At 71.6% G+C, this 19224-nt stretch carries 19 protein-coding genes; 9 read left to right on the forward strand and 10 right to left on the reverse strand.

Features of this window, described 5'->3' with window-relative positions; all coding sequences use genetic code 11:
• Position 1: 1 nt before the first annotated feature.
• From ACIBTU_RS15410 to ACIBTU_RS15425, 4 genes are all read left to right on the forward strand, one after another.
• Positions 2 to 658: an MBL fold metallo-hydrolase gene (locus tag ACIBTU_RS15410; protein ID WP_399126614.1), complete on the forward strand. Its 657-nt coding sequence runs from the start codon at positions 2 to 4 to the stop codon at positions 656 to 658.
• 133 nt (positions 659 to 791) lie between these two features.
• Positions 792 to 1664, forward strand: a complete 873-nt coding sequence (locus ACIBTU_RS15415; RefSeq protein WP_399127006.1) for an ABC transporter substrate-binding protein — start codon at positions 792 to 794, stop codon at positions 1662 to 1664.
• Positions 1661 to 2542 (forward strand): amino acid ABC transporter permease, encoded by an 882-nt coding sequence (locus ACIBTU_RS15420; protein WP_399126615.1) that lies wholly within the window; start codon positions 1661 to 1663, stop codon positions 2540 to 2542. The genes ACIBTU_RS15415 and ACIBTU_RS15420 overlap by 4 nt, the downstream gene beginning before the upstream one ends.
• Entirely contained in the window at positions 2539 to 3291 is a 753-nt protein-coding gene (locus ACIBTU_RS15425; RefSeq protein WP_399126616.1) for an amino acid ABC transporter ATP-binding protein, read from the forward strand. The genes ACIBTU_RS15420 and ACIBTU_RS15425 overlap by 4 nt, the downstream gene beginning before the upstream one ends.
• Before the next feature lie 40 nt (positions 3292 to 3331).
• On the opposite strand, the gene aroQ is transcribed toward ACIBTU_RS15425, so the two are convergent.
• The 8 genes from aroQ to ACIBTU_RS15465 all read right to left on the reverse strand — a co-directional run bounded on the left by aroQ (position 3332) and on the right by ACIBTU_RS15465 (position 12468).
• Positions 3332 to 3805 (reverse strand): type II 3-dehydroquinate dehydratase, encoded by a 474-nt coding sequence (aroQ, locus tag ACIBTU_RS15430; protein WP_399126617.1) that lies wholly within the window; start codon positions 3803 to 3805, stop codon positions 3332 to 3334.
• 84 nt (positions 3806 to 3889) lie between these two features.
• Entirely contained in the window at positions 3890 to 4990 is a 1101-nt protein-coding gene (locus ACIBTU_RS15435; RefSeq protein WP_399126618.1) for a calcium:proton antiporter, read from the reverse strand.
• 95 nt (positions 4991 to 5085) lie between these two features.
• On the reverse strand, positions 5086 to 5406 hold the full coding sequence (locus ACIBTU_RS15440; RefSeq protein WP_399126619.1) for a hypothetical protein: 321 nt from the start codon (positions 5404 to 5406) through the stop codon (positions 5086 to 5088).
• 129 nt (positions 5407 to 5535) lie between these two features.
• The gene (locus ACIBTU_RS15445) at positions 5536 to 6525 is read right to left on the reverse strand and encodes a TerC family protein (RefSeq protein ID WP_399126620.1); all 990 of its coding nucleotides are present in this window, start codon (positions 6523 to 6525) and stop codon (positions 5536 to 5538) included.
• A 241-nt stretch (positions 6526 to 6766) separates the two neighbouring features.
• Complete coding sequence (locus ACIBTU_RS15450; RefSeq protein WP_399126621.1) at positions 6767 to 8674, reverse strand: TerD family protein; 1908 nt, start codon at positions 8672 to 8674, stop codon at positions 6767 to 6769.
• 10 nt (positions 8675 to 8684) lie between these two features.
• A complete protein-coding gene (locus ACIBTU_RS15455) occupies positions 8685 to 9263 on the reverse strand; it encodes a TerD family protein (protein ID WP_188339566.1) in 579 nt (192 codons plus the stop codon).
• Between the two features lie 148 nt (positions 9264 to 9411).
• Positions 9412 to 11544, reverse strand: coding sequence for an excinuclease ABC subunit UvrB (gene uvrB, locus ACIBTU_RS15460; protein ID WP_399126622.1), 2133 nt, complete (start codon positions 11542 to 11544; stop codon positions 9412 to 9414).
• A 72-nt stretch (positions 11545 to 11616) separates the two neighbouring features.
• Positions 11617 to 12468, reverse strand: a complete 852-nt coding sequence (locus tag ACIBTU_RS15465; RefSeq protein ID WP_399126623.1) for an MHYT domain-containing protein — start codon at positions 12466 to 12468, stop codon at positions 11617 to 11619.
• Positions 12469 to 12740: 272 nt separating this feature from the next.
• Between ACIBTU_RS15465 and ACIBTU_RS15470 the strand changes: the two genes are divergently transcribed.
• The 3 genes from ACIBTU_RS15470 (at position 12741) to ACIBTU_RS15480 (ending at position 15665) form a co-directional block, all read left to right on the forward strand.
• Positions 12741 to 13625: a glycerophosphodiester phosphodiesterase gene (locus tag ACIBTU_RS15470; RefSeq protein ID WP_399126624.1), complete on the forward strand. Its 885-nt coding sequence runs from the start codon at positions 12741 to 12743 to the stop codon at positions 13623 to 13625.
• Between the two features lie 78 nt (positions 13626 to 13703).
• Positions 13704 to 14279 (forward strand): methylated-DNA--[protein]-cysteine S-methyltransferase, encoded by a 576-nt coding sequence (locus ACIBTU_RS15475; RefSeq protein WP_399126625.1) that lies wholly within the window; start codon positions 13704 to 13706, stop codon positions 14277 to 14279.
• A gap of 183 nt (positions 14280 to 14462) precedes the next feature.
• A complete protein-coding gene (locus ACIBTU_RS15480; protein WP_399127007.1) occupies positions 14463 to 15665 on the forward strand; it encodes an MFS transporter in 1203 nt (400 codons plus the stop codon).
• Here ACIBTU_RS15480 and ACIBTU_RS15485 read toward each other — a convergent pair.
• A complete protein-coding gene (locus ACIBTU_RS15485; RefSeq protein WP_399126626.1) occupies positions 15652 to 16029 on the reverse strand; it encodes a cupin domain-containing protein in 378 nt (125 codons plus the stop codon). The genes ACIBTU_RS15480 and ACIBTU_RS15485 overlap by 14 nt on opposite strands.
• Positions 16030 to 16246: 217 nt before the next feature.
• Here ACIBTU_RS15485 and ACIBTU_RS15490 point away from each other — a divergent pair, with 217 nt between their 5' ends.
• Positions 16247 to 17152 carry a pseudouridine-5'-phosphate glycosidase gene (locus ACIBTU_RS15490; protein ID WP_399126627.1) on the forward strand — a complete coding sequence of 302 codons (906 nt, stop codon included), beginning with the start codon at positions 16247 to 16249 and terminating at the stop codon, positions 17150 to 17152.
• The gene (locus ACIBTU_RS15495) at positions 17149 to 18090 is read left to right on the forward strand and encodes a carbohydrate kinase family protein (RefSeq protein ID WP_399126628.1); all 942 of its coding nucleotides are present in this window, start codon (positions 17149 to 17151) and stop codon (positions 18088 to 18090) included. Before ACIBTU_RS15490 ends, ACIBTU_RS15495 begins: the two co-directional genes overlap by 4 nt.
• Positions 18091 to 18275: 185 nt before the next feature.
• Here the strand turns inward: ACIBTU_RS15495 and ACIBTU_RS15500 are convergent, their stop codons facing one another.
• Positions 18276 to 19076 (reverse strand): class I SAM-dependent methyltransferase, encoded by an 801-nt coding sequence (locus tag ACIBTU_RS15500; protein WP_399126629.1) that lies wholly within the window; start codon positions 19074 to 19076, stop codon positions 18276 to 18278.
• Positions 19077 to 19224: the final 148 nt, after the last annotated feature.

A 19224-nucleotide genomic window follows, 5' to 3' on the forward strand; every position in this document is an offset into this window, starting at 1 on the left:
CATGACGTACAGCGGAGCAGTGAAGGTCGGCGGCCCGGCGGACGTGCACGAGCTGCGGGACCTGATGATCTCCAAGGTCGCGGTCGGCCCGATGGACAACAACGCGTACCTGCTGCGCTGCCGGGCGACCGACCAGCAGCTCCTGATCGACGCGGCGAACGAGCCGGCGACCCTGCTGCGCCTCATCGGTGACGACGGCATCACCGCCGTCGTCACCACCCACCGGCACGGCGACCACTGGCAGGCGCTGGCGGAGGTCGTCGAGGCGACCGGCGCGCGCACGTACGCGGGGCGCGACGACGCCGAGGGCATTCCCGTGGCGACGGACGTGACCGTCGCCGACGGGGACGTGATCGAGTTCGGGAACGTGCGGCTCACGGCCCGCCACCTGGTCGGCCACACGCCCGGGTCCATCGCGCTCGTCTACGACGACCCGCACGGCCACCCGCACGTCTTCACGGGCGACTGCCTCTTCCCGGGCGGCGTCGGCAACACGTGGAAGGACCCGAAGGCCTTCGCCAGTCTCATCGACGACGTGGAGGCGAAGCTCTTCGACGTGCTCCCCGACGAGACCTGGGTCTACCCGGGGCACGGGAACGACACGACGCTGGGCGCCGAGCGTCCGGGCCTTCCGGAGTGGCGCGCCCGCGGCTGGTGACTCCGGGGCGCGCGCCCAAAGAGGAGCGAGTCGGCAGCTGTTCACAATGCAGCAACATCGTTCCACTATGCGGACAGTTGGCGGGCCGATCTCGACAGGTGAGGCCGCGCACTGTCAGTCTCCCGCCATGCCCATGCCTCTCGCCCGGCGCGCCGCGCGCCTCGCCGTCTGCTCCGCCGTCGTCCTCGTCACCGCTTCGGCCTGCGCCCCCGAGCCCGAGAAGAAGGCCTCGGGGAACGCCACGACGGCCGCCTCCTGCGCTCCGGGCGAGCTGGCCACCGTCGCCTCCGGCAAGCTCACCGTGGGCACGGACAAGCCCGCCTACGCCCCGTGGTTCGAGGACGACGACCCGGCCAACGGGAAGGGCTTCGAGTCCGCCGTCGCCTACGCCGTGGCGAAGCAGCTCGGCTACGACAAGGGCCAAGTGGCCTGGCAGACCGTGCCGTTCAACAGCTCCTTCGCCCCGGGCGCCAAGAAGTTCGACTTCGACATCAACCAGGTGTCGATCAGCGACCAGCGCAAGAAGGCCGTCGCGTTCTCGTCCGGCTACTACGACGTGCGCCAGGCCGTCGTCGCCCTGAAGACGTCCAAGGCCGCCAAGGCGAAGAGCGTCGCCGACCTCAAGAACGTGAAGCTGGGCGCCCAAGTGGGCACCACCAGCCTGGACTTCGTCAACGACCTCGTGAAGCCCACCCAGAAGCCGGCCGTCTACCAGAAGAACGACTTCGCCAAGTCGGCCCTCAAGAACGGCCAGGTGGACGCCATCGTCGTCGACCTGCCGACCGCCTTCTACATCACGGGCGCCGAGGTCACCGACGCCGAAGTGGTGGGACAGTTCGAGAACTCCGCGGGCACGCCCGAGCGGTTCGGTCTCGTGCTCGACAAGGAGAGCACTCTGACGTCGTGCGTCTCCGGCGCCGTGGACAAGCTCCGCGACAACGGCACGCTGGCCGCCCTGGAGAAGAAGTGGCTCTCCGAGGCCGTCGACGCTCCGGTGCTCAAGTGACCGTCACCAAGGAGGCGTCCGCCGTCGAGGACGCCTACGTCCCCTCGGAGCGCCGCCTCGCGCGCGAACGCCACAAGCGGGCCCGTGCGCGCCGGGCGACGGCCGTCGCGGCGGTGAGCACCCTGGTGACCGGCGCCGTGCTGTTCCTCGTCGTCGTCAGCTCCCCCGGCTGGGAGCGGACGAAGGAGACGTTCTTCAGTGCGCATTACGCGCGCGTGGCGCTGCCCCAGGTCCTGGACGGGCTGTGGCTGAACGTGCGCCTTCTTGTGGTGTGCGGCGCGTGCGTACTCGTCCTGGGGATGCTGCTGGCGCTCGCGCGGACGCTGCGCGGCCCGGTGTTCTTCCCGCTGCGCGCCCTGGCGACGGCGTACACGGACTTCTTCCGCGGACTGCCGCTCATCATCTGCCTGTTGCTGGTCATCTTCGGGGTGCCCGCGCTGCGCCTCCAGGGCGTGACGACGGATCCGGTGCTGCTCGGCGGCGCCGCGCTGGTGCTCACGTACTCGGCGTACGTGGCCGAGGTCTTCCGGGCCGGCATCGAGTCCGTGCACCCCTCGCAGCGGGCCGCCGCGCGCTCCCTGGGGCTCAGCAACCGGCAGACGCTGCGCCATGTCGTGATCCCCCAGGCGGTGCGCCGCGTCGTGCCGCCCTTGCTGAACGACCTGGTGTCGCTCCAGAAGGACACCGGTCTGGTCTCCATCGGCGGGGCGGTGGACGCCGTGTACGCGGCGCAGATCATCGCGAGCAAGGACTTCAACTACACGCCCTACGTAGTGGCGGGCCTGGTGTTCGTCGCCCTCACGATCCCCATGACCCGGTTCACCGACTGGGTGACGGCCCGGATGGACCGGCGCCGGGCGCAAGGAGGTCTCGTATGACCGAGCCGGTGCTGCGGATGGAGTCCGTCCGCAAGACGTTCGGCGAGACGGTGGTGTTGCGGGACGTCGACCTGGAGGTGCCGCAGCACACCGTGACCGCCCTGATCGGCGCGTCGGGTTCCGGCAAGTCGACCCTGTTGCGCTGCGCCAATCTCCTGGAGGAGGTCGACGACGGGGCGATCTGGCTGGACGGTGAGGAGATCACCGACCCGCGCACGGACGCGGACGCGGTGCGCCGGCGGATCGGGGTGGTCTTCCAGGCCTACAACCTGTTCCCGCACATGACCGTCCTGGAGAACGTGACACTCGCGCCGCGCCGGGTGCACGGCGTCCCCCGGGACAAGGCCGAGGAGCAGGCCAGGGGGCTCCTGGAGCGGCTCGGACTCGGGGCGAAGGCCACGGAGTACCCGGACCGGCTCAGCGGCGGCCAGCAGCAGCGTGCGGCGATCGTGCGGGCCCTGGCCGTGCGCCCCCGGCTGCTGCTGCTCGACGAGATCACGGCCGCCCTGGATCCGGAGCTCGTCGGCGAGGTCCTGGACGTCGTACGGGACCTCAAGGGCGAGGGCATGACCATGGTGCTGGCGACGCACGAAATGAGCTTCGCGCGCGAGGTCGCCGACCAGGTGTGCTTCCTGGACGGCGGTGTGGTCCTCGAACGGGGTGCTCCGGAGGCGGTGTTCGAGGACCCGCAGGAGGAACGTACACGGAAGTTCCTGCGCCGCATCGTGGAGGCGGGCCGTCTGAACTGAGCGCCTACGCGCGCGTGCCTCCGGCGTGCGCAGCCCCCGCTCAGGCCCCCGCGGCGCCGGGAGCGGCGAGGGCGGCGACCCGCTCCACGCCGAACGCGTAGCCCTGTACGCCGCATCCCGCGATCACGCCGTCGGCGCGCAGCGACACGTAGGAGTGGTGCCGGAACTCCTCGCGCTGGTGGATGTTGGAGATGTGGACCTCGATCACGGGCAGTCCGTCGCAGGTGTTGAGCGCGTCGAGGATCGCGACGGAGGTGTGCGAGTAGGCGGCGGGGTTGATGACGATGCCGACGTGGTTCTCGCGGGCCTCGTGGATCCAGTCGACGAGTTCGCCCTCGTGGTTGGACTGCCGGAAGTCGACGGTGGCGCCGTGCGCGGCGGCCGCCTTGACGCACAGGGCCTCGACGTCGGCGAGCGTGTCCCGGCCGTAGATCTCGGGCTGCCGCTTGCCGAGCAGGTTCAGGTTGGGGCCGTTGATAACCATGATCGGGGCGGTGGCGAGGGTGTGCGGCACGAGGACCTCCGTACGTCGGGCGTTTGCTCCCTGTGGGTCTATCACGCGGGCGCGCCGCCCTTCGGGGCGTATCGGTCCGCGGGATCAGGGCGTGACGGCGAGTTCCACGTAGGCGGCGAGGATGACCAGGTGGACGCCGCCCTGGAGGGGGGTCGCACGGCCGGGGACGACGGTCAGCGTGCTGACGATCAGGGTGAGCGCGAGCAGCACCATGTGCGTGGCGCCGAGGCCGAGGACGAGGGGGCCCGACAGCCAGAACGAGGCGATGGCGACGGCGGGGACGGTCAGGCCGATGCTGGCCATGGCGGAGCCGAGCGCGAGGTTGAGGCTGGTCTGCACGCGGTCGCGGCGGGCCGCGCGGAGGGCCGCGATGGTCTCCGGGAGCAGGACGAGCAGCGCGATGATCACGCCGACGACGGCGTGCGGCATGCCGGCCGCTTCCACGCCGTGCTCGATCGTCTTGGAGACGCCCTTGGCGAGACCCACCACGCCGACGAGGGCGAGGCCGAGCAGCCCGAGGCTGATCAGGGCGGTGCGGGTGGTCGGCACGTCGGCGTGGTCGTCCGCGTCGATGACCTCGCCGTGCTTGGTGATCGGCAGGAAGTAGTCGCGGTGCCGGACGGTCTGCGTCGCGACGAAGAGTCCGTAGAGGACGACCGCGGCGACGGCCGCGAAGACCAGCTGCGAGGTGGAGAACTCGGGGCCGACCTTGCTGGTGGTGAAGGTCGGCAGGACCAGGCAGAGGGTCGCGAGCGTGGCGACGGTGGCGAGTGCCCCGCCGGTGCCCTCGGACTGGAAGACGGCCACGCGGTGGCGCAGGGCGGCGGAGAGCAGGCTGATGCCGACGATGCCGTTGCAGGTGATCATGACGGCGGCGAACACCGTGTCCCGGGCGAGGGTGGCGCTCTTGTCACCGCCGTCGGCCATCAGGGTGACGATGAGGGCCACTTCGATGACGGTGACGGCGACGGCGAGGACCAGGGAGCCGAAGGGTTCGCCGACGCGGTGGGCGACGACCTCGGCGTGGTGGACGGCCGAGAGGACGGACGCGGCGAGGACGACGGAGGCGATCGCGACCACGCCGCCGGGCAGATCGCGCCCCCAGGTGAACCCGAGCAGCACGACCGCCACCACCGGGGCGACGACGTACCACTGTGTGGCGAGGGCCCGGAGTCTGGTGATCATGCCTCGATGGTGCCCGGGGGCGGGCGGGGGCGCGACTTCGGCGCGGGCTGTCGGGGTGGGTCAGGCGGCGGCCGGCGCGGGTGCGGCGGGCTGCCTCACTTCAGCTCGCGGGAGTCGGTCAGGTCGCAGTTGGTGAAGGCCGGCGGGCGCGTGCACAGGGCGACGAGCCGCTCGCTGAGCTTGTTGATCTCGGGCCGCTCGTTGTTGCGCATCGCGTCCTCGTACGACTCGAACTCCACGATCGCGAGGTGGCGGCCCTCGGTGTCCCGGTCCGCGAGCATCATGCGGTGTGTGGGCGCGCTGTCGGGGCGCGGCGACTGCGCCATCATCTGCTGCTCGAAGTCGAGGAGGAGCGCTCGCACCTCGTCGATCCGCTGCGTCTCGAAGTCGATGATTTGAACGAATTTCTGGCTCATGGGGTCCATCCCCGTCGTGCCGTGGCTCCCCGGAGCGGGGAGCCCTCATAGCCAAACAAGCACCGGGAGGCGCGTGCGGCAACCGGACGCCGCACCTCCCGGTGCTGGTGTTTTCTACGTCTGCCGCCGTCAGGCCTCGACGCTGTCCTTCGCGGACTCCTCGGCGGCTTCCCGCTGGGCCTGCTTCTTGGAGGCGATGAGGCTCGTGATCGTCGTGACGACGAGGACACCGCAGATGACGGCGAGCGAGACCGGGATGGAGATCTCGGGCACGTGCACCCCGGACTCGTGCAGCGCGTGGAGCACGAGCTTGATGCCGATGAAGCCGAGGATCACCGACAGGCCGTAGCTGAGGTGGACCAGCTTGCGCAGCAGACCGCCGATGAGGAAGTACAGCTGGCGCAGGCCCATCAGCGCGAACGCGTTGGCCGTGAAGACGATGTACGGGTCCTGGGTGAGGCCGAAGATCGCGGGGATCGAGTCCATCGCGAACAGCACGTCGGTCATGCCGATGGCGAGCATGACGACCAGGAGCGGCGTCATGACCTTCTTGCCGTGCTGCTGGATGAAGAGCTTGGTGCCGTGGTAGCGGTCCGCGACGCCGAACTTCTTCTCGATGGACTTCAGGATCCGGTTCTCCTCGAACTCCTCTTCCTCCTCGTCCGCCATGGCCTCCTTGATGAGCTTCCAGGCGGTGTAGATGAGGAAGGCACCGAAGAGGTAGAAGACCCACGAGAAGCTGGAGATGATCGCCGCGCCGGCCGCGATGAAGATCGCCCGCAGGACGAGCGCGATGAGCACACCGAAGAGCAGCACCCGCTGCTGCAGGTGGGACGGCACCGAGAACTTCGCCATGATCAGGATGAACACGAAGAGGTTGTCGACACTGAGCGACTTCTCGGTGATGAAGCCCGCGAAGAACTCGCCGCCGGCCTGTCCGCTGCCCCAGATCGTGATGCCGACGCCGAAGAGCGCGGCGAGCACGATCCAGACCACCGTCCAGATGCCCGCTTCCTTGATCGACACGTCATGGGGCTTGCGCCCGATGAAGAAGTCGACCGCGATGAGGGCACCCAGACCGAGAACGGTCAGTACCCAGAGAGTGATCGATACGTCCACTGCGCCTCCGGCGTCGTACGGCTACTGATCAGCGTCGTCGCTGCCGGAGGTCTCTTCCACCCGGGGCGCGGGAGCCGCGCCGCGGGCCGACGCCCCGGGATCCACGGCATCGGGCCGGGTCCGTATTGACGGGAACGTCGCGCATGGGGAGTACTCCCCTCCGCGTAAAGGAGAGTACCCGAATGCACCATGGAAGGTAAAGGTTTAAGTAAAGGAATCTCCAAGTGTGCAGGTCAGAGGTTCACAGTCCTCTTTCCCTTCGGAGGTCCGTACGGGCTCTGGCCACCTCGGCGAGGACCTGGCGCAGCACCGCGCTGCCCTGCGGGACGGTGGGCGGCTCGTACGTCCACGCGTGCCCGACCCAGGGATCGGCCAGATGATCGTCGGGCACGGGTGTCAGGCGGAGCAGCGCGCGCCACAGCGGGTCCAGGAGCGGCCCGTACTCGGCGGCGTCCTCGCGGTCGGCGACCAGCATCAGGTGGACGCCGACCCGGGGGCCCTCGTCCGCGAGATAGCGCAGCCGGGTGACGGCCCGGTCGTCGAAGCCGTGCGGGAAGTCGTGCACGATCAGGAGCTGCTCGGCGAGGTCCAGGTCGGGCGGGAGCGCGTCGGCGGCGCCGGCCCGGACCGCCATCTGCACGAGGTCGACGCGCTCGGTAAGCCGGGCGAGGGTCTCGGAGACACCGGCCGCTCCCCTGGCCACCGGTCCGGCGAGCACCCCGGCGTCGACGAGCGGGGCGAGGGCTCCCGCCGCCGTGCCCGCGGGGTCGACGATGTGGACGCCGAACTCGCCGGCGGGGTAGGCGGCGAGGAGCCGGGCCGCGTGCAGGACCGCGGTGTGGGCCGCGCGGGAGCGCAGCTCGTCGGCGTCGGTGAGCGCGTCACCGGCCGCGGCGCCGGAGTCGATCCACAGGCCGCGCTCCAGCGGCAGCCGCACCAGCATCGGGATGCCGATCCCGGCGGCGTCGCCCTCGGGCAGCCGCAGCTCGCCGAGTCGGACCGCCATGGGCATCTCCATGGGGCTGCGGTAGGCGTGCCAGCACGGGTTGTCCCAGCGGGCGTACGGGGCCGGGAGGGCGGGCTCGACGACGTCGGACTCGGCGGCGAGCTGGGCCAGGTCCCGGTCCAGGGCCTCCCGCGCTCGGTCGACGAGGGAGGCATGCTTGGCCCGGGCGGCCTCGCGCGCCGCGTCCGCCTGGCCGCCGATACGGCTGCGCGGGTCGGAGAGGACCTGGTCGAGCTCCTGCTCCCTGCGGGAGTCGGCGAAGTCGACGGCGCTGCGGTAGGCGGCGGTGCTGCGGGCCATGTCCTCGAACATGCCCCACACCTGGTTGTAGAGCCGCTCCTCCATGGACCAGCCGGTGGCGTCGCCCGCGATCGGGGTCGCGGGGCGGTCGGGCTCGGACGGCGCGGCGGCCGGTGGCGGCGAGGGTGCCTGGCGGCCCCGGTGGGTGTAGTCGATCGGGCCGCCGGTGGACGCGGCGCCGCTCGGGGGCGGCGCGGTGGGCGGCAGAACGCCCGTGGCGGCGCCGGCCGCCGCCGTCTGGCGGACCTGTGTCTCGTCGCTCGACCGGGGCGGCGGCGCGACCGCGCGGGCCAGTCCCCGGGCGACCGCGTCGTGGACGGCGCCGGCGAGGGCGGGCGCGTCGGTCAGGCCCTGGTCGGCGAGGAGTGCGGCGAGGCCGTCGGCGTAGCCCTGGCCGATGGCGCGTACCTTCCAGGCGCCCGCTCTGCGGTACAGCTCCAGGGCGACGACCGCCGATTCCGTGTCGAGGTCGGTGATCGTGTAGCTGGCCTGCTCGGTGCCGTCGAGGCCGGTGACGGCGAGGAACGGGGCCGCGACGGCGCCGAAGCGGGTCGGGCCACCGGTGCCGGGCGGCAGGGCGAGGAGGACGGTGACACGGTGCACGTCCTGCGGCATCGCGTCGAGGTCGACGGCGATGCGGTGGTCGGCCGCCGCCTGCCGCGGGACCTCCAGGCCCGGCAGTGAGGGCGCGCCGGGGTGGGCCACGCGGGCGGTGCCGTGCACGGCACCGCGGTCGTCGGCGAGCGTGGCGCCCGCGACGACCGGGTGCCCGGCCGACACCCGGATCTCCAGACGGGTCTCGGTGAGGGGGTGGTTCTGCCCCCTCACCAGTTCGGCCGCCATCTCGGGCCCGCTACAGGGCGGGCAGGATCGCGGGCATCAGGTCCTGGAACGTACGGCCGTTGGCCGCGTTGCCCAGGGCCGTCATCTTCCAGCCCGCTCCGGCACGGTGGACCTTGGCCATGATCTGCGCCGTGTACTGGCCGCCGCCGTCCAGCGTGTAGCGCGCGAGCTCCTGGCCGTTCGACTCGTCGACCAGGCGGCAGAACGCGTTCTGCACCTCCTGGAAGGTCTGGCCCGTGAACGAGTTGACCGTGAAGACGATCTGGTCGATGTGGACCGGGACGCGCTGCAGGTCGACGAGGATCGCCTCGTCGTCCCCGCCCTGGCCGACGCCGCCGACCAGGTTGTCCCCGGTGTGACGGACCGAGCCGTCGTCGCTGACGAGGTGACGGAAGAAGACCACGTCGACGGGCTGCTTGTCGGCGAAGAGCACCGCCGAGGCGTCCAGGTCGATCTCGCGGGTGCGCGAGCCGAACAGACCCCGGCGCGGGGCCGCCTGCCAGCCGAGCCCCATGCGCACCGCGGTGAGGGTGCCTCCGTCCTGCTTCTCCAGGCTGATGGCCTGACCCTTGGTCAAGTCGATGCCCACGCGCTGTCCCCTCTCGAACCGTCCCCTGTTGCCGCGGCCTGCGCTCGCGGTTGGTCCAAACCCTAGAGGGCGGCACCGACAGCGCCGCCACCTCGGGCGGGGTTTGTGTCGTTCTTGCAACACAGCAGGTGCCCCGCCCGGGCGCCGGTCAGGCGATGCCCGCCTCCCTCATCTGCCGCAGTTCCTTCTTCATCTCCGACACCTCGTCGCGCAGGCGTGCCGCGATCTCGAACTGGAGGTCCGCGGCGGCGGCCCGCATCCGCTCGGTCAGTTCCTCGATCTGCTCGGAGAGTTCGGCGGCGGGGCGGTCGGTGGGCTTCGCCGGCTCGGACCTGCCGCGCTTCTTCTTGGCCGCTTCCTTGCCGAGCGCGGGCACCGGGGCCTTGAGGCCCTGTCCGTCCTTGCCGCCCTTGCGGTAGCCGCTGCCGAGCAGCTCCTCGGTGTCGACGTCCTCGCGCGCGATGGACGCGACGATGTCGTTGATCTTCTTGCGGAGCGGCTGCGGGTCGATGCCGTGCGCCTCGTTGTAGGCGACCTGCTTCTCCCGGCGGCGGTTGGTCTCGTCGATGGCCTTCTCCATCGCCGGGGTGATCTTGTCGGCGTACATGTGGACCTGGCCCGAGACATTGCGCGCCGCGCGGCCGATCGTCTGGATGAGGGAGGTGCCGGAGCGCAGGAAGCCCTCCTTGTCGGCGTCGAGAATCGCCACCAGGGAGACCTCGGGCAGGTCGAGGCCCTCGCGCAGCAGGTTGATGCCGACCAGGACGTCGTACTCGCCGGCGCGCAGCTCGCGCAGCAGCTCGACGCGGCGCAGGGTGTCGACGTCGCTGTGCAGGTAGCGCACCTGGATGCCGAGCTCCAGGAAGTACTCGGTGAGGTCCTCGGCCATCTTCTTGGTGAGCGTGGTGACCAGGACGCGCTCGTCCTTCTCGGTGCGCTTGCGGATCTCGTGCACCAGGTCGTCGATCTGGCCCTCGGTGGGCTTGACCACGACCTCGGGGTCGATGAGGCCCGTGGGGCGGATGATCTGCTCCACGAAGCCGTCGCCCCGCGCGAGCTCGTACTTGCCCGGGGTGGCCGACAGGTAGACGGTCTGGCCGATGCGCTCCTGGAACTCCTCCCACTTCAGGGGGCGGTTGTCCAGGGCGGACGGCAGCCGGAAGCCGTGGTCGACGAGGGTGCGCTTACGGGAGGCGTCGCCCTCGTACATGGCGCCGATCTGCGGGACGGTGACGTGCGACTCGTCGATGACGAGCAGGAAGTCGTCCGGGAAGTAGTCCAGCAGCGTGTTCGGCGGGGAGCCGGGCTCGCGGCCGTCGAAGTGCATCGAATAGTTCTCCACGCCGGAGCAGGAGCCGATCTGGCGGAGCATCTCGAGGTCGTACGTGGTGCGCATGCGCAGCCGCTGGGCCTCGAGCATCTTGCCCTGCTTCTCGAGCTCGGTGAGGCGCTCCCCGAGCTCCTTCTCGATGTCGTTCGCCGCGCGCTCCAGGCGCTCGGGGCCCGCCACGTAGTGCGTGGCCGGGAAGACGTAGAGCGACTCGTCGTCGCTGATGACCTCGCCGGTCAGGGGGTGGAGGGTGGAGAGGGACTCGATCTCGTCGCCGAACATCTCGATGCGGACGGCGAGCTCCTCGTAGACCGGGAAGATCTCGATGGTGTCGCCGCGGACGCGGAAGGTGCCGCGGCTGAACGCCACGTCGTTGCGCGTGTACTGGATGTCGACGAAGCGGCGGAGCAGGTCGTCGCGGTCGATCTCGTCGCCGACCTTCAGCTGGACCATGCGGTCCACGTACTCCTGCGGGGTGCCGAGGCCGTAGATGCAGGAGACGGAGGCGACCACGACGACGTCGCGGCGGGTCAGCAGCGAGTTCGTCGCGGAGTGGCGCAGGCGCTCCACCTCCTCGTTGATCGAGGAGTCCTTCTCGATGTAGGTGTCCGACTGCGGGACGTAGGCCTCGGGCTGGTAGTAGTCGTAGTACGAGACGAAGTACTCGACCGCGTTGTTCGGCAGGAGCTCGCGGAACTCGTTGGCCAGCTGGGCTGCCAGCGTCTTGTTCGGCGCCATCACCAGGGTGGGGCGCTGCAGCTTCTCGATCATCCACGCCGTGGTGGCGGACTTGCCGGTGCCGGTCGCGCCGAGGAGGACCACATCCTTCTCACCTGCGCGGATGCGCTGGTCCAGCTCGGCGATGGCCGCGGGCTGGTCACCGCTGGGCTGGTAGGGGCTGACGACCTCGAAAGGTGCCACCGTGCGTTCGATCTTGGATACGGGCCGCATGGGATCCACCGTACGACCCACCACTGACAACCGGGTGCGAACCGGCGCCGAGGCGGGCGCCCGGCGCCGCGGTCACCAGCGCTGCGGGGTCCGGGAGGGCTGCTTGTCGGGGGCGCGGCGGGGGCGCGGGATCCGGGCGGCGGGGGCGCCCACCTGGCGGGCGGCGTCCCGGGCGTCGCGCCAGTCGGGGCGGCCCATGACCATCATCGGGTCGAACAGGACGACCACCCCGGCCAGCAGGAGGAAGCACAGGGGGCCGATCAGCATGGGGGCGAGGATGCCGGCGGCCGAGTCCCCGGCGGGGCTTCCGGTCGCGGCGCCGTGCAGCCGGACGCTGACGCCCGCCATCCCCATGTAGTGCATGCCGGACACGGCGAGCCCCATGACGAGGCTCGCGCCGAGGCTCCACAGGATGCCGCGCACCTGGACGGCCGCCCACAGGGCCGCGGTGGAGGCCACCATGGCGATCACCACGGAGGCCACGACGGTGTACGTGTTGTACTGAAGCGTCCCGTGGAGTCGCATTCCGGCCATGCCCAGGTAGTGCATCGAAGCGACCCCCAGGCCGGTGATCGTCCCTCCGGTGAAGAGGGCGGGGCCGGTCGCACCCTTGTAGCCGACGATGAAGACGCCCACGCCCACCATGACGACGGCGACGCCGAGGCTCGCGAAGGTCGTCGGTTTGTCGTAGTGGATCGGCACCCCGCGCACGGCGAAGCCCATCATCGCGATGAAGTGCATCGTCCAGATGCCGGAGCCGATGGCGGCGGCCCCGAGGCCGAGCCAGCCGGCCCGCCAGGTGTGCGCCACATGGAGGGATCTCGTGGTGCAGCGCAGACCGAGCGCGCCTCCCAGGCAGGCCATCAGATACGCCACCACCGGAGTGACGAGTCCATAACTGAAGCCGTCGACCGTGCCCTGCATACGACGCAGCCCTTCCACCCTTTTGCCCCTACATGTCCTGCACGTTCCCCTTCTGCCAACGGCCACCGGGGTGACCGTGGTTGAGGCTGAGAGTAGAACCCTCACAGGAACGTTCGAACGATTTTCCGGCAAAGACCTGGCGCGTACGTCATGGGGTGGGTCGCAGTTGGATAACGCCGTTCAACCCCTGACCATTCTTCGCCTGTTTGGCGTCGGCCCCGCGGTGTCAGTCTCATGCGAGTCCGTGATGTCACGACCCATGAGGAGCAGATGTGTACGCACGCGCAGCAGCCGCACTCACCTCGGTGACGGGATCCGTCGTCGTCGCCGTCCTGGTCCTTCCCGGCACCGCGCAGGCCGCCGACGGATCCGACAGACAGGTGGTGATCGCGCACCGCGGCGCCTCCGCCTACGCCCCGGAGAACACCCTGGAGGCCGTCGACAAGGCGGACGAACTCGGGATCTCCTGGGTCGAGAACGACGTCCAGCGCACCAAGGACGGCGCACTGGTCGTCATCCACGACAACACCCTGGCCCGCACCACGAACGTCGAGCAGCTGTACCCCGACCGGGCCCCGTGGAACGTACGGGACTTCACGGCCGCCGAGATCGCCAAGCTGGACGCGGGCAGCTGGAAGGGCGCCCAGTTCACCGGCGCGCGGATCCCGACGCTCCATCAGTACCTGGAGCGCGTCGACCACAACCGCCAGCGGCTGCTCCTGGAGATCAAGTCGCCCGAGCTCTATCCCGGCATCGAGGACCAGATCCTGCGTCAGCTCGGCCGGGACGGCTGGCTGCGGCACAGCCGGGTCAAGCACCGCCTCATCGTCCAGAGTTTCAGCGCGGACAGTGTGCGGACCGTGCACCAGCGCCGCCCCGACATCAAGACCGGCTTCCTCGGCACGCCCGCCGTGGCCGACCTGCCCGCGTACGCGAAGTTCGCGGACCAGATCAACCCCTCGCACACGACGATCTCCGCCGGCTACGTCGACGCGGTGCACGCGCTCAAGGGCCCGCACGACAAGCCGCTCGAGGTCTTCACCTGGACGGTGAACGACACGGCGAACGCGGTGAAGGCCATCGGGTTCGGGGTCGACGGGATCATCACGAACAACCCGGACGTCGTCCGCGACGCCGTGGACGCCATGTCGTACTGACCGCCGCCGGTCGGCTCCGACCGCCGGGTGAACGGCTCCGGCCGGGCGTTGTCAGTGCCCGGCCGTACCGTGGTCGGCATGGATTCCATCGGCCGCACCGGGCAGGACGGGCAGAACGAGAGCGCACGGGTCGTGTGGACCGTCGTGGGCAGCGACATCGGTCCGCTGCTGCTGGCGGCGACGGACGCGGGGCTCGTGACCGTGGGCTTCCACGCCACGGACACCGTGCGCGAACAGGTGCTCGGCCGGCTCGCCTCCCGCTTCGGGACCGAGCCGGTCGAGGCGCCCGACGCACCACTGCTCGCCGAGGCGAGAGCGCAGCTTGCGGACTACTTCGCCGGGCGCCGGCACGCCTTCGAGCTGCCGCTCGACTGGTCGCTCAGCGCGGGGTTCAACCGGGAGGTGCTGCGCGAGCTCGCGACCGGGGTGCCGTACGGGGCGGTCGTCGGGTACGGGGATCTGGCGCGCCGGGTCGGCCAGCCGGGGGCGGCGCAGGCGGTGGGCGCGGCGATGGGGTCGAATCCGCTGCCCGTCGTGGTGCCGTGCCACCGGGTCGTGGAGAGCGACGGGGGCCTCGGCGGGTTCGGGGGCGGCCTGGAGACGAAGCGCAGGCTGCTCGCGCTCGAAGGGGTGTTGCCCGAGCCGCTGTTCTGAGAAGGTCCCGGGGGCGGGACGCGGTGGTCGGTACGGGGTGTGCAGGGGGTGGGGTCGTTGGGTGCGGGGTCGCTGGGATCGGGTGAGACGCCGGGCGCGGACGAGGTGCGCGCCGAGCCGGCCGAGGCATCGGCGGGGCGGGCCGGCGGGGTCGGCGAGGCCGTTCAAAGGCGTACGCAGCGGGTGCTGGTCGCCTCGCAGATACTCGGCGGGCTCGGCACCGCCACCGGGATCGCCCTGGCCGCGGTGCTCGCCAAGAAGGTGAGCGGCGACGAGGCGCTGTCCGGACTCGCGTCCACCGCCAGTGTGGTGGGGACGGCGGTGCTGTCGATGCCGCTGGCCGCGTTGATGAACGCGCGCGGGCGGCGGGCCGGTCTCGTCCTCGCCTATCTGGTCGGCACGGCCGGGGCGCTGCTGACGGTGGCCGCCGCCGCGGTGGGGAACTTCCCGCTACTGCTCGTGGGCCTCGCCGGGTTCGGCGCCGCGTCCTCGGCCAATCTGCAGGCGCGCTACGCGGCGGCCGATCTGGCCGAGCCGGACCGGCGGGCGCGCGCCATCTCGACGGTGGTGTGGGCGACAACGATCGGCGCGGTCCTCGGGCCGAACATCGCGGCGCCCGCGGGCCGCAGCGTGACCGGGCTCGGCATCCCCGAGGAGGCGGGGCCGTTCGTGTGGGCGGCCGGGGTCTTCCTGGTGTCCGCGGTCCTCGTGCACCTGCTGCTGAGACCCGACCCCCTGCTGACCGCCAGGGCGCTGGCCCCGGCGGCGGAGCAGTCGGCCGAGGCGCGCTCGCTGCGCGCGGGGTTCGCGGCCGTGTCGGCGTCGCCCATGGCCCGGCTCGCACTCGTGACGGTCGCGGTCTCGCACACGGCGATGGTCTCGGTCATGTCGATGACGCCGGTGGACCTGGAGCACCACGGCGCCGGCATCGAGCTGATCGGGCTCGTCATCAGCGGTCACATCGCCGGCATGTACGCGTTCTCGCCGGTGATGGGGCGGCTCGCGGACCGGTTCGGGCGGCTGACCGTGATCGGGCTCGCCGTCGGGTTGCTGGCTCTGGCCGCCCTGCTCGCGGGGACGGCGGGCGGCAGCCATGTGCGCAGCGCGGCCGGGCTGTTCGTGCTGGGGCTCGGCTGGTCGGCGGGGCTGGTCGCAGGTTCCGCGCTGCTCACCGACTCGGTGCCGCAGGCCGCGCGCGCCGCCGCGCAGGGCTTGTCGGACCTGACGACGAGTCTGGCGGCGGGCATCGGCGGCGCGACGGCCGGTCTGGTGGTGGCGACGGCGAGCTACGCGTGGCTGAACCTGGCGGCGGCCTGTCTGCTGCTGCCGCTCGGCGCGCTCGCCCTGTTCACGAGACGGTTCAGCTCAGGCCTCAGCTCAGGCTGATCTGGTAGGCCTTGCGCAACGTCTCGTGCACCGTCCACGTCGTCCGGTCGCCCTCGCGCAGCACGGCGGCGGTGCCGGGGCCGAGCTCCAGGGTGTCGCCGCCCTCGATCTCGACGGTGGCGCGTCCGCTGACGACGACGAACAGCTCGTCGGCCTCGGTGTCGGTGACCACGCCCGGCGTGATCTGCCAGATGCCCCGCAGCTGCTTGCCGTCAGCGGACTCCCACAGCACCGCGCCGGTGACTTCGGGGGTGCCCGAGACGATCTGGGCGGGGTCGAGCGGCTCCGGCTCCAGGGTCACGTCGGGGACGTGGACGGCGAAGGAGGGGGCGGGGCCGGTGGTGGGCTGAGCGTTCGTGGTCATGGCCGGTCACCCTAGTTGACCTGCACCCCTTCGCTCACTGGACGCCTCGTAGCGTCCTGCGGCCGCCGACTGGACGGGCCGTCGAGCCGTGTGAGCGTCACGCGCGGAAGCCGGGGCGCGCGTGTCGCCGTCTCCCGGGGGTGTTTGAGGAGGAGGCTCGGCCGCCAGGGATCTCAGGGACGGCACATCCAGGTCCGACCGGCGGAGGGATGACGGCATGGTGGTCGTGGCGGACGAGGTTCGGGACGCGCTCGCACAGGGGCGTCCGGTGGTGGCACTGGAGTCGACGATCATCGCGCACGGGCTGCCGAGGCCGCGCAATCTGCAGGTCGCGGGCGGGCTGGAGCAGCTCGTGCGGGACGCGGGTGCGGTGCCCGCGACGGTCGCGGTGCTCGACGGGAAGCCGTACGTCGGCCTGGACAAGGGGCAGTTGGAGCGGGTCGCGAGCGAGGACGGCATCCGCAAGCTCAGTCGGCGGGACCTTCCGCTCGCGTTCGGCACGGGGGCGAGCGGGGCGACCACGGTGTCGGCCACGGCGCTGCTCGCGGCCCTCACGGGGGTACGGGTGTTCGCCACGGGTGGGCTCGGCGGGGTGCACCGGGGCTGGACGGAGACGCAGGACGAGTCGGCGGACCTCGGGCTGCTGGCGCGGACGCGGATCACGGTGGTGTGCGCGGGCGTGAAGTCCGTCCTGGACGTCCCGGCGACGCTGCAGCGCCTGGAGACGCTCGGGGTGTCCGTCGCGGGCTACGGGACGGACCGCTTCCCGGGCTTCTACCTGGCCGACTCGGGCGAGCCGGTGGACTGGACGCTGCGCTCGCCGGAGGAGGTCGCGGCGGTGATGCGGGCCCAGGACGAGCTGCCCGGCACGGACGCGGCGCTGATCGTCGCCAACCCCGTACCGGAGGCGGAGCAGTTGGATCCGGTGCTGCACGCGCGCGTGCTGGAGCACGGGCTGCGGGAGTGCGCGGAGCGTGAGGTGAGCGGGCAGGCGGTGACCCCGTTCCTGCTCGACTATCTGGTGCGGCACACGGACGGCGCGTCCCTGGAGGCGAACCTGGCGGCCGTCCGCGGGAACGTGCGGCTCGCCGGCCGGATCGCGGTCGCCTGGGCGGGGGTGTGACGGGGCGCGGGCTGCTCGTGGTCGGTGATGTCGTCACGGATGTCGTGGCGCGTCATCGTGGGCCTCTCGCCGCCGGGACGGACACGGCGGCCGCCATCCGTACGGTGCCGGGTGGCGCGGGGGCGAACGTGGCGTGCTGGGCGGCGTATCGGGGGTGCCCGGACGTCACGCTGCTGGGGCGGGTCGGGGCGGAGTCCGTGCGCTGGCACGAGGAGGCGCTCGTACGGGCCGGGGTGCGGCCGCGCCTCGTGGTGGATCCCGACGCGCCGACCGGGTCCGTGGTGTGTCTCGTGGACGCGGCGGACGGGGGTGAGCGGACGTTCCTGACGGACAGCGGGGCGTGTCTGCGGATCGGGCCCGAGGACTGGTCGGCCGGGCTGCTCGACGGGGTGGGCCGGCTGCACCTGTCCGGGTATCTGTTCTTCTCGGCGACCGGGCGGGAGCTGGTGGCGGTCGCGGTGCGGGACGCACGCGCGCGTGGCGTTCCCGTGAGTGTGGATCCGGCGTCGGCGGGGTTTCTGCGGGAGTTGGGCGCCGAGCGGTTTCTGGAGCTCGCGGAAGGGGTGGACGTGCTGCTGCCCAGCCGGGACGAGGCGGTGCTGCTCGCGAGCGGTGCCGGTGCCATTGCCGGCGACGGTGCCGGTGACGGTGGAGTGGGCGGGGCTGCGGCGGGGTTGAGCCGGCGGTTCCCCGTGGTCGTGGTGAAGGCGGGGGCGGACGGGGCGTGTGTGGCGTGGGGTGGGGTGGTGCGGGAGTGGGTGGAGGCGGTGCCGGGGGTGGTGGTGCGGGATGCGACGGGGGCGGGGGACGCGTTTGTGGGGGCGGTCGTGGGGGCTCTGGTTCGGGGGGCGTCCTGGGGGGCCGCATTGGGGGACGGGTGCCGGGCCGGGGCGGAGGCGGTCGGGGTGATCGGGGGGCGGCCGCCGGAGGGTTCGTAGGTTCGGGGGCTTCGGGCGCCGACCGAGCGGATCGGCCGTTCGCTTCGTCGGCGGCCGCCGGCCGGTGGGGCTTCTCGCGCAGTTCCCCGCGCCCCTGACGGCATGCGGCTTCGCCGCGCCTTCAGAAAGCGTGCGCACCCGGCGACGCGCCCCTGCCCGCCGGGCGAGGCCCGGTGGCATGAGGGTCAGGGCTTCTTGCCCCAGGCCGAGATCAGCGGGGAGGTCGCCAGGTCCATCGTGCCGTGGGAGATATTGGCGAGGTGGCGGTCGATCTCCTCGTTCGTGGCCAGGCGGGCCTGGACCAGGGACCCGCGGACCTGCTCGACCGTGGCCGTCTCCAGCGCCGTGCAGGCGGGCGAGGCGAGGGGGAAGTACGCGTCGGCCTCGACCTGGCGCAGGCCCGCCGCCCGCAGCAGCCCCGGAAGTTTGCGCCCGTACGAGAGATCCGCGCCGCGCTTGGCGAGCAGGGAGCGGAATCCGTGGCGCAGGCGGTTGGCGAGCTGCTCCTCGGGGCCGCGCTCGTCGGGGCAGAGCAGGGGCTGGAGCGCCGGGTCCGCGTCCTCCACGAGGAGCCGGCCGCCGGGCCGCAGGGCGCGGATCATCGACTGCAACGCCCGCTCCCGGTCGGGGACATGGACGAGGACGAGCCGCGCGTGCACGAGGTCGAAGGACTCGGCGGGCGGCTCGTCGGCGCCGATGTCGTGCCGGCGCACCTCGACGGGCGGGCGCGGCGTGCTGTGCTGCCAGGACGTGTCGATGTCGGTGGCGAGGACGCGTCCGGTCGGGCCGACCTTGCGGGCCAGCCAGGAGACGACGGAGGTGCCGCCGGCGCCGACCTCCCAGCAGCGCCAGCCGGAGCCGATGCCGAGCCGCTCGATGTGCCGGAACGTCGTGGGGTCGAACAGCGTCGACAGGGCGTCGAAGCGCTGCCCGGCCTCGGGCTGCTGGTTGTCCAGGAGGTACGCGTGGCCGCCGGATCGCATCATGACCCGATCATCGCAGCAGGCCCCGGCCACACCGGACATTTCGGAACGGAATCCTCCGTTCCCCCAGGCCCTGACGCGTGGTCGGCGTTCGCTGGCAGACTGGCCCGCCAGGTCGTCCTCGTCGCGAGGACGTCCCGGTCAGACACGA

The organism is Streptomyces sp. NPDC050145 (assembly GCF_044460245.1).
GTDB lineage: Bacteria > Actinomycetota > Actinomycetes > Streptomycetales > Streptomycetaceae > Streptomyces.

Coding starts and splice junctions, on each gene's coding strand:
- ACIBTU_RS15410 (WP_399126614.1), top strand. CDS start 2: ATGACGTACAGCGGAGCAGTGAAGGTCGGCGGCCCGGCGGACGTGCAC.
- ACIBTU_RS15415 (WP_399127006.1), top strand. CDS start 792: ATGCCTCTCGCCCGGCGCGCCGCGCGCCTCGCCGTCTGCTCCGCCGTC.
- ACIBTU_RS15425 (WP_399126616.1), top strand. CDS start 2,539: ATGACCGAGCCGGTGCTGCGGATGGAGTCCGTCCGCAAGACGTTCGGC.
- ACIBTU_RS15435 (WP_399126618.1), bottom strand. CDS start 4,990: ATGATCACCAGACTCCGGGCCCTCGCCACACAGTGGTACGTCGTCGCC.
- ACIBTU_RS15440 (WP_399126619.1), bottom strand. CDS start 5,406: ATGAGCCAGAAATTCGTTCAAATCATCGACTTCGAGACGCAGCGGATC.
- ACIBTU_RS15450 (WP_399126621.1), bottom strand. CDS start 8,674: ATGGCGGCCGAACTGGTGAGGGGGCAGAACCACCCCCTCACCGAGACC.
- uvrB (WP_399126622.1), bottom strand. CDS start 11,544: ATGCGGCCCGTATCCAAGATCGAACGCACGGTGGCACCTTTCGAGGTC.
- ACIBTU_RS15465 (WP_399126623.1), bottom strand. CDS start 12,468: ATGCAGGGCACGGTCGACGGCTTCAGTTATGGACTCGTCACTCCGGTG.
- ACIBTU_RS15475 (WP_399126625.1), top strand. CDS start 13,704: ATGGATTCCATCGGCCGCACCGGGCAGGACGGGCAGAACGAGAGCGCA.
- ACIBTU_RS15485 (WP_399126626.1), bottom strand. CDS start 16,029: ATGACCACGAACGCTCAGCCCACCACCGGCCCCGCCCCCTCCTTCGCC.
- ACIBTU_RS15490 (WP_399126627.1), top strand. CDS start 16,247: ATGGTGGTCGTGGCGGACGAGGTTCGGGACGCGCTCGCACAGGGGCGT.
- ACIBTU_RS15500 (WP_399126629.1), bottom strand. CDS start 19,076: ATGATGCGATCCGGCGGCCACGCGTACCTCCTGGACAACCAGCAGCCC.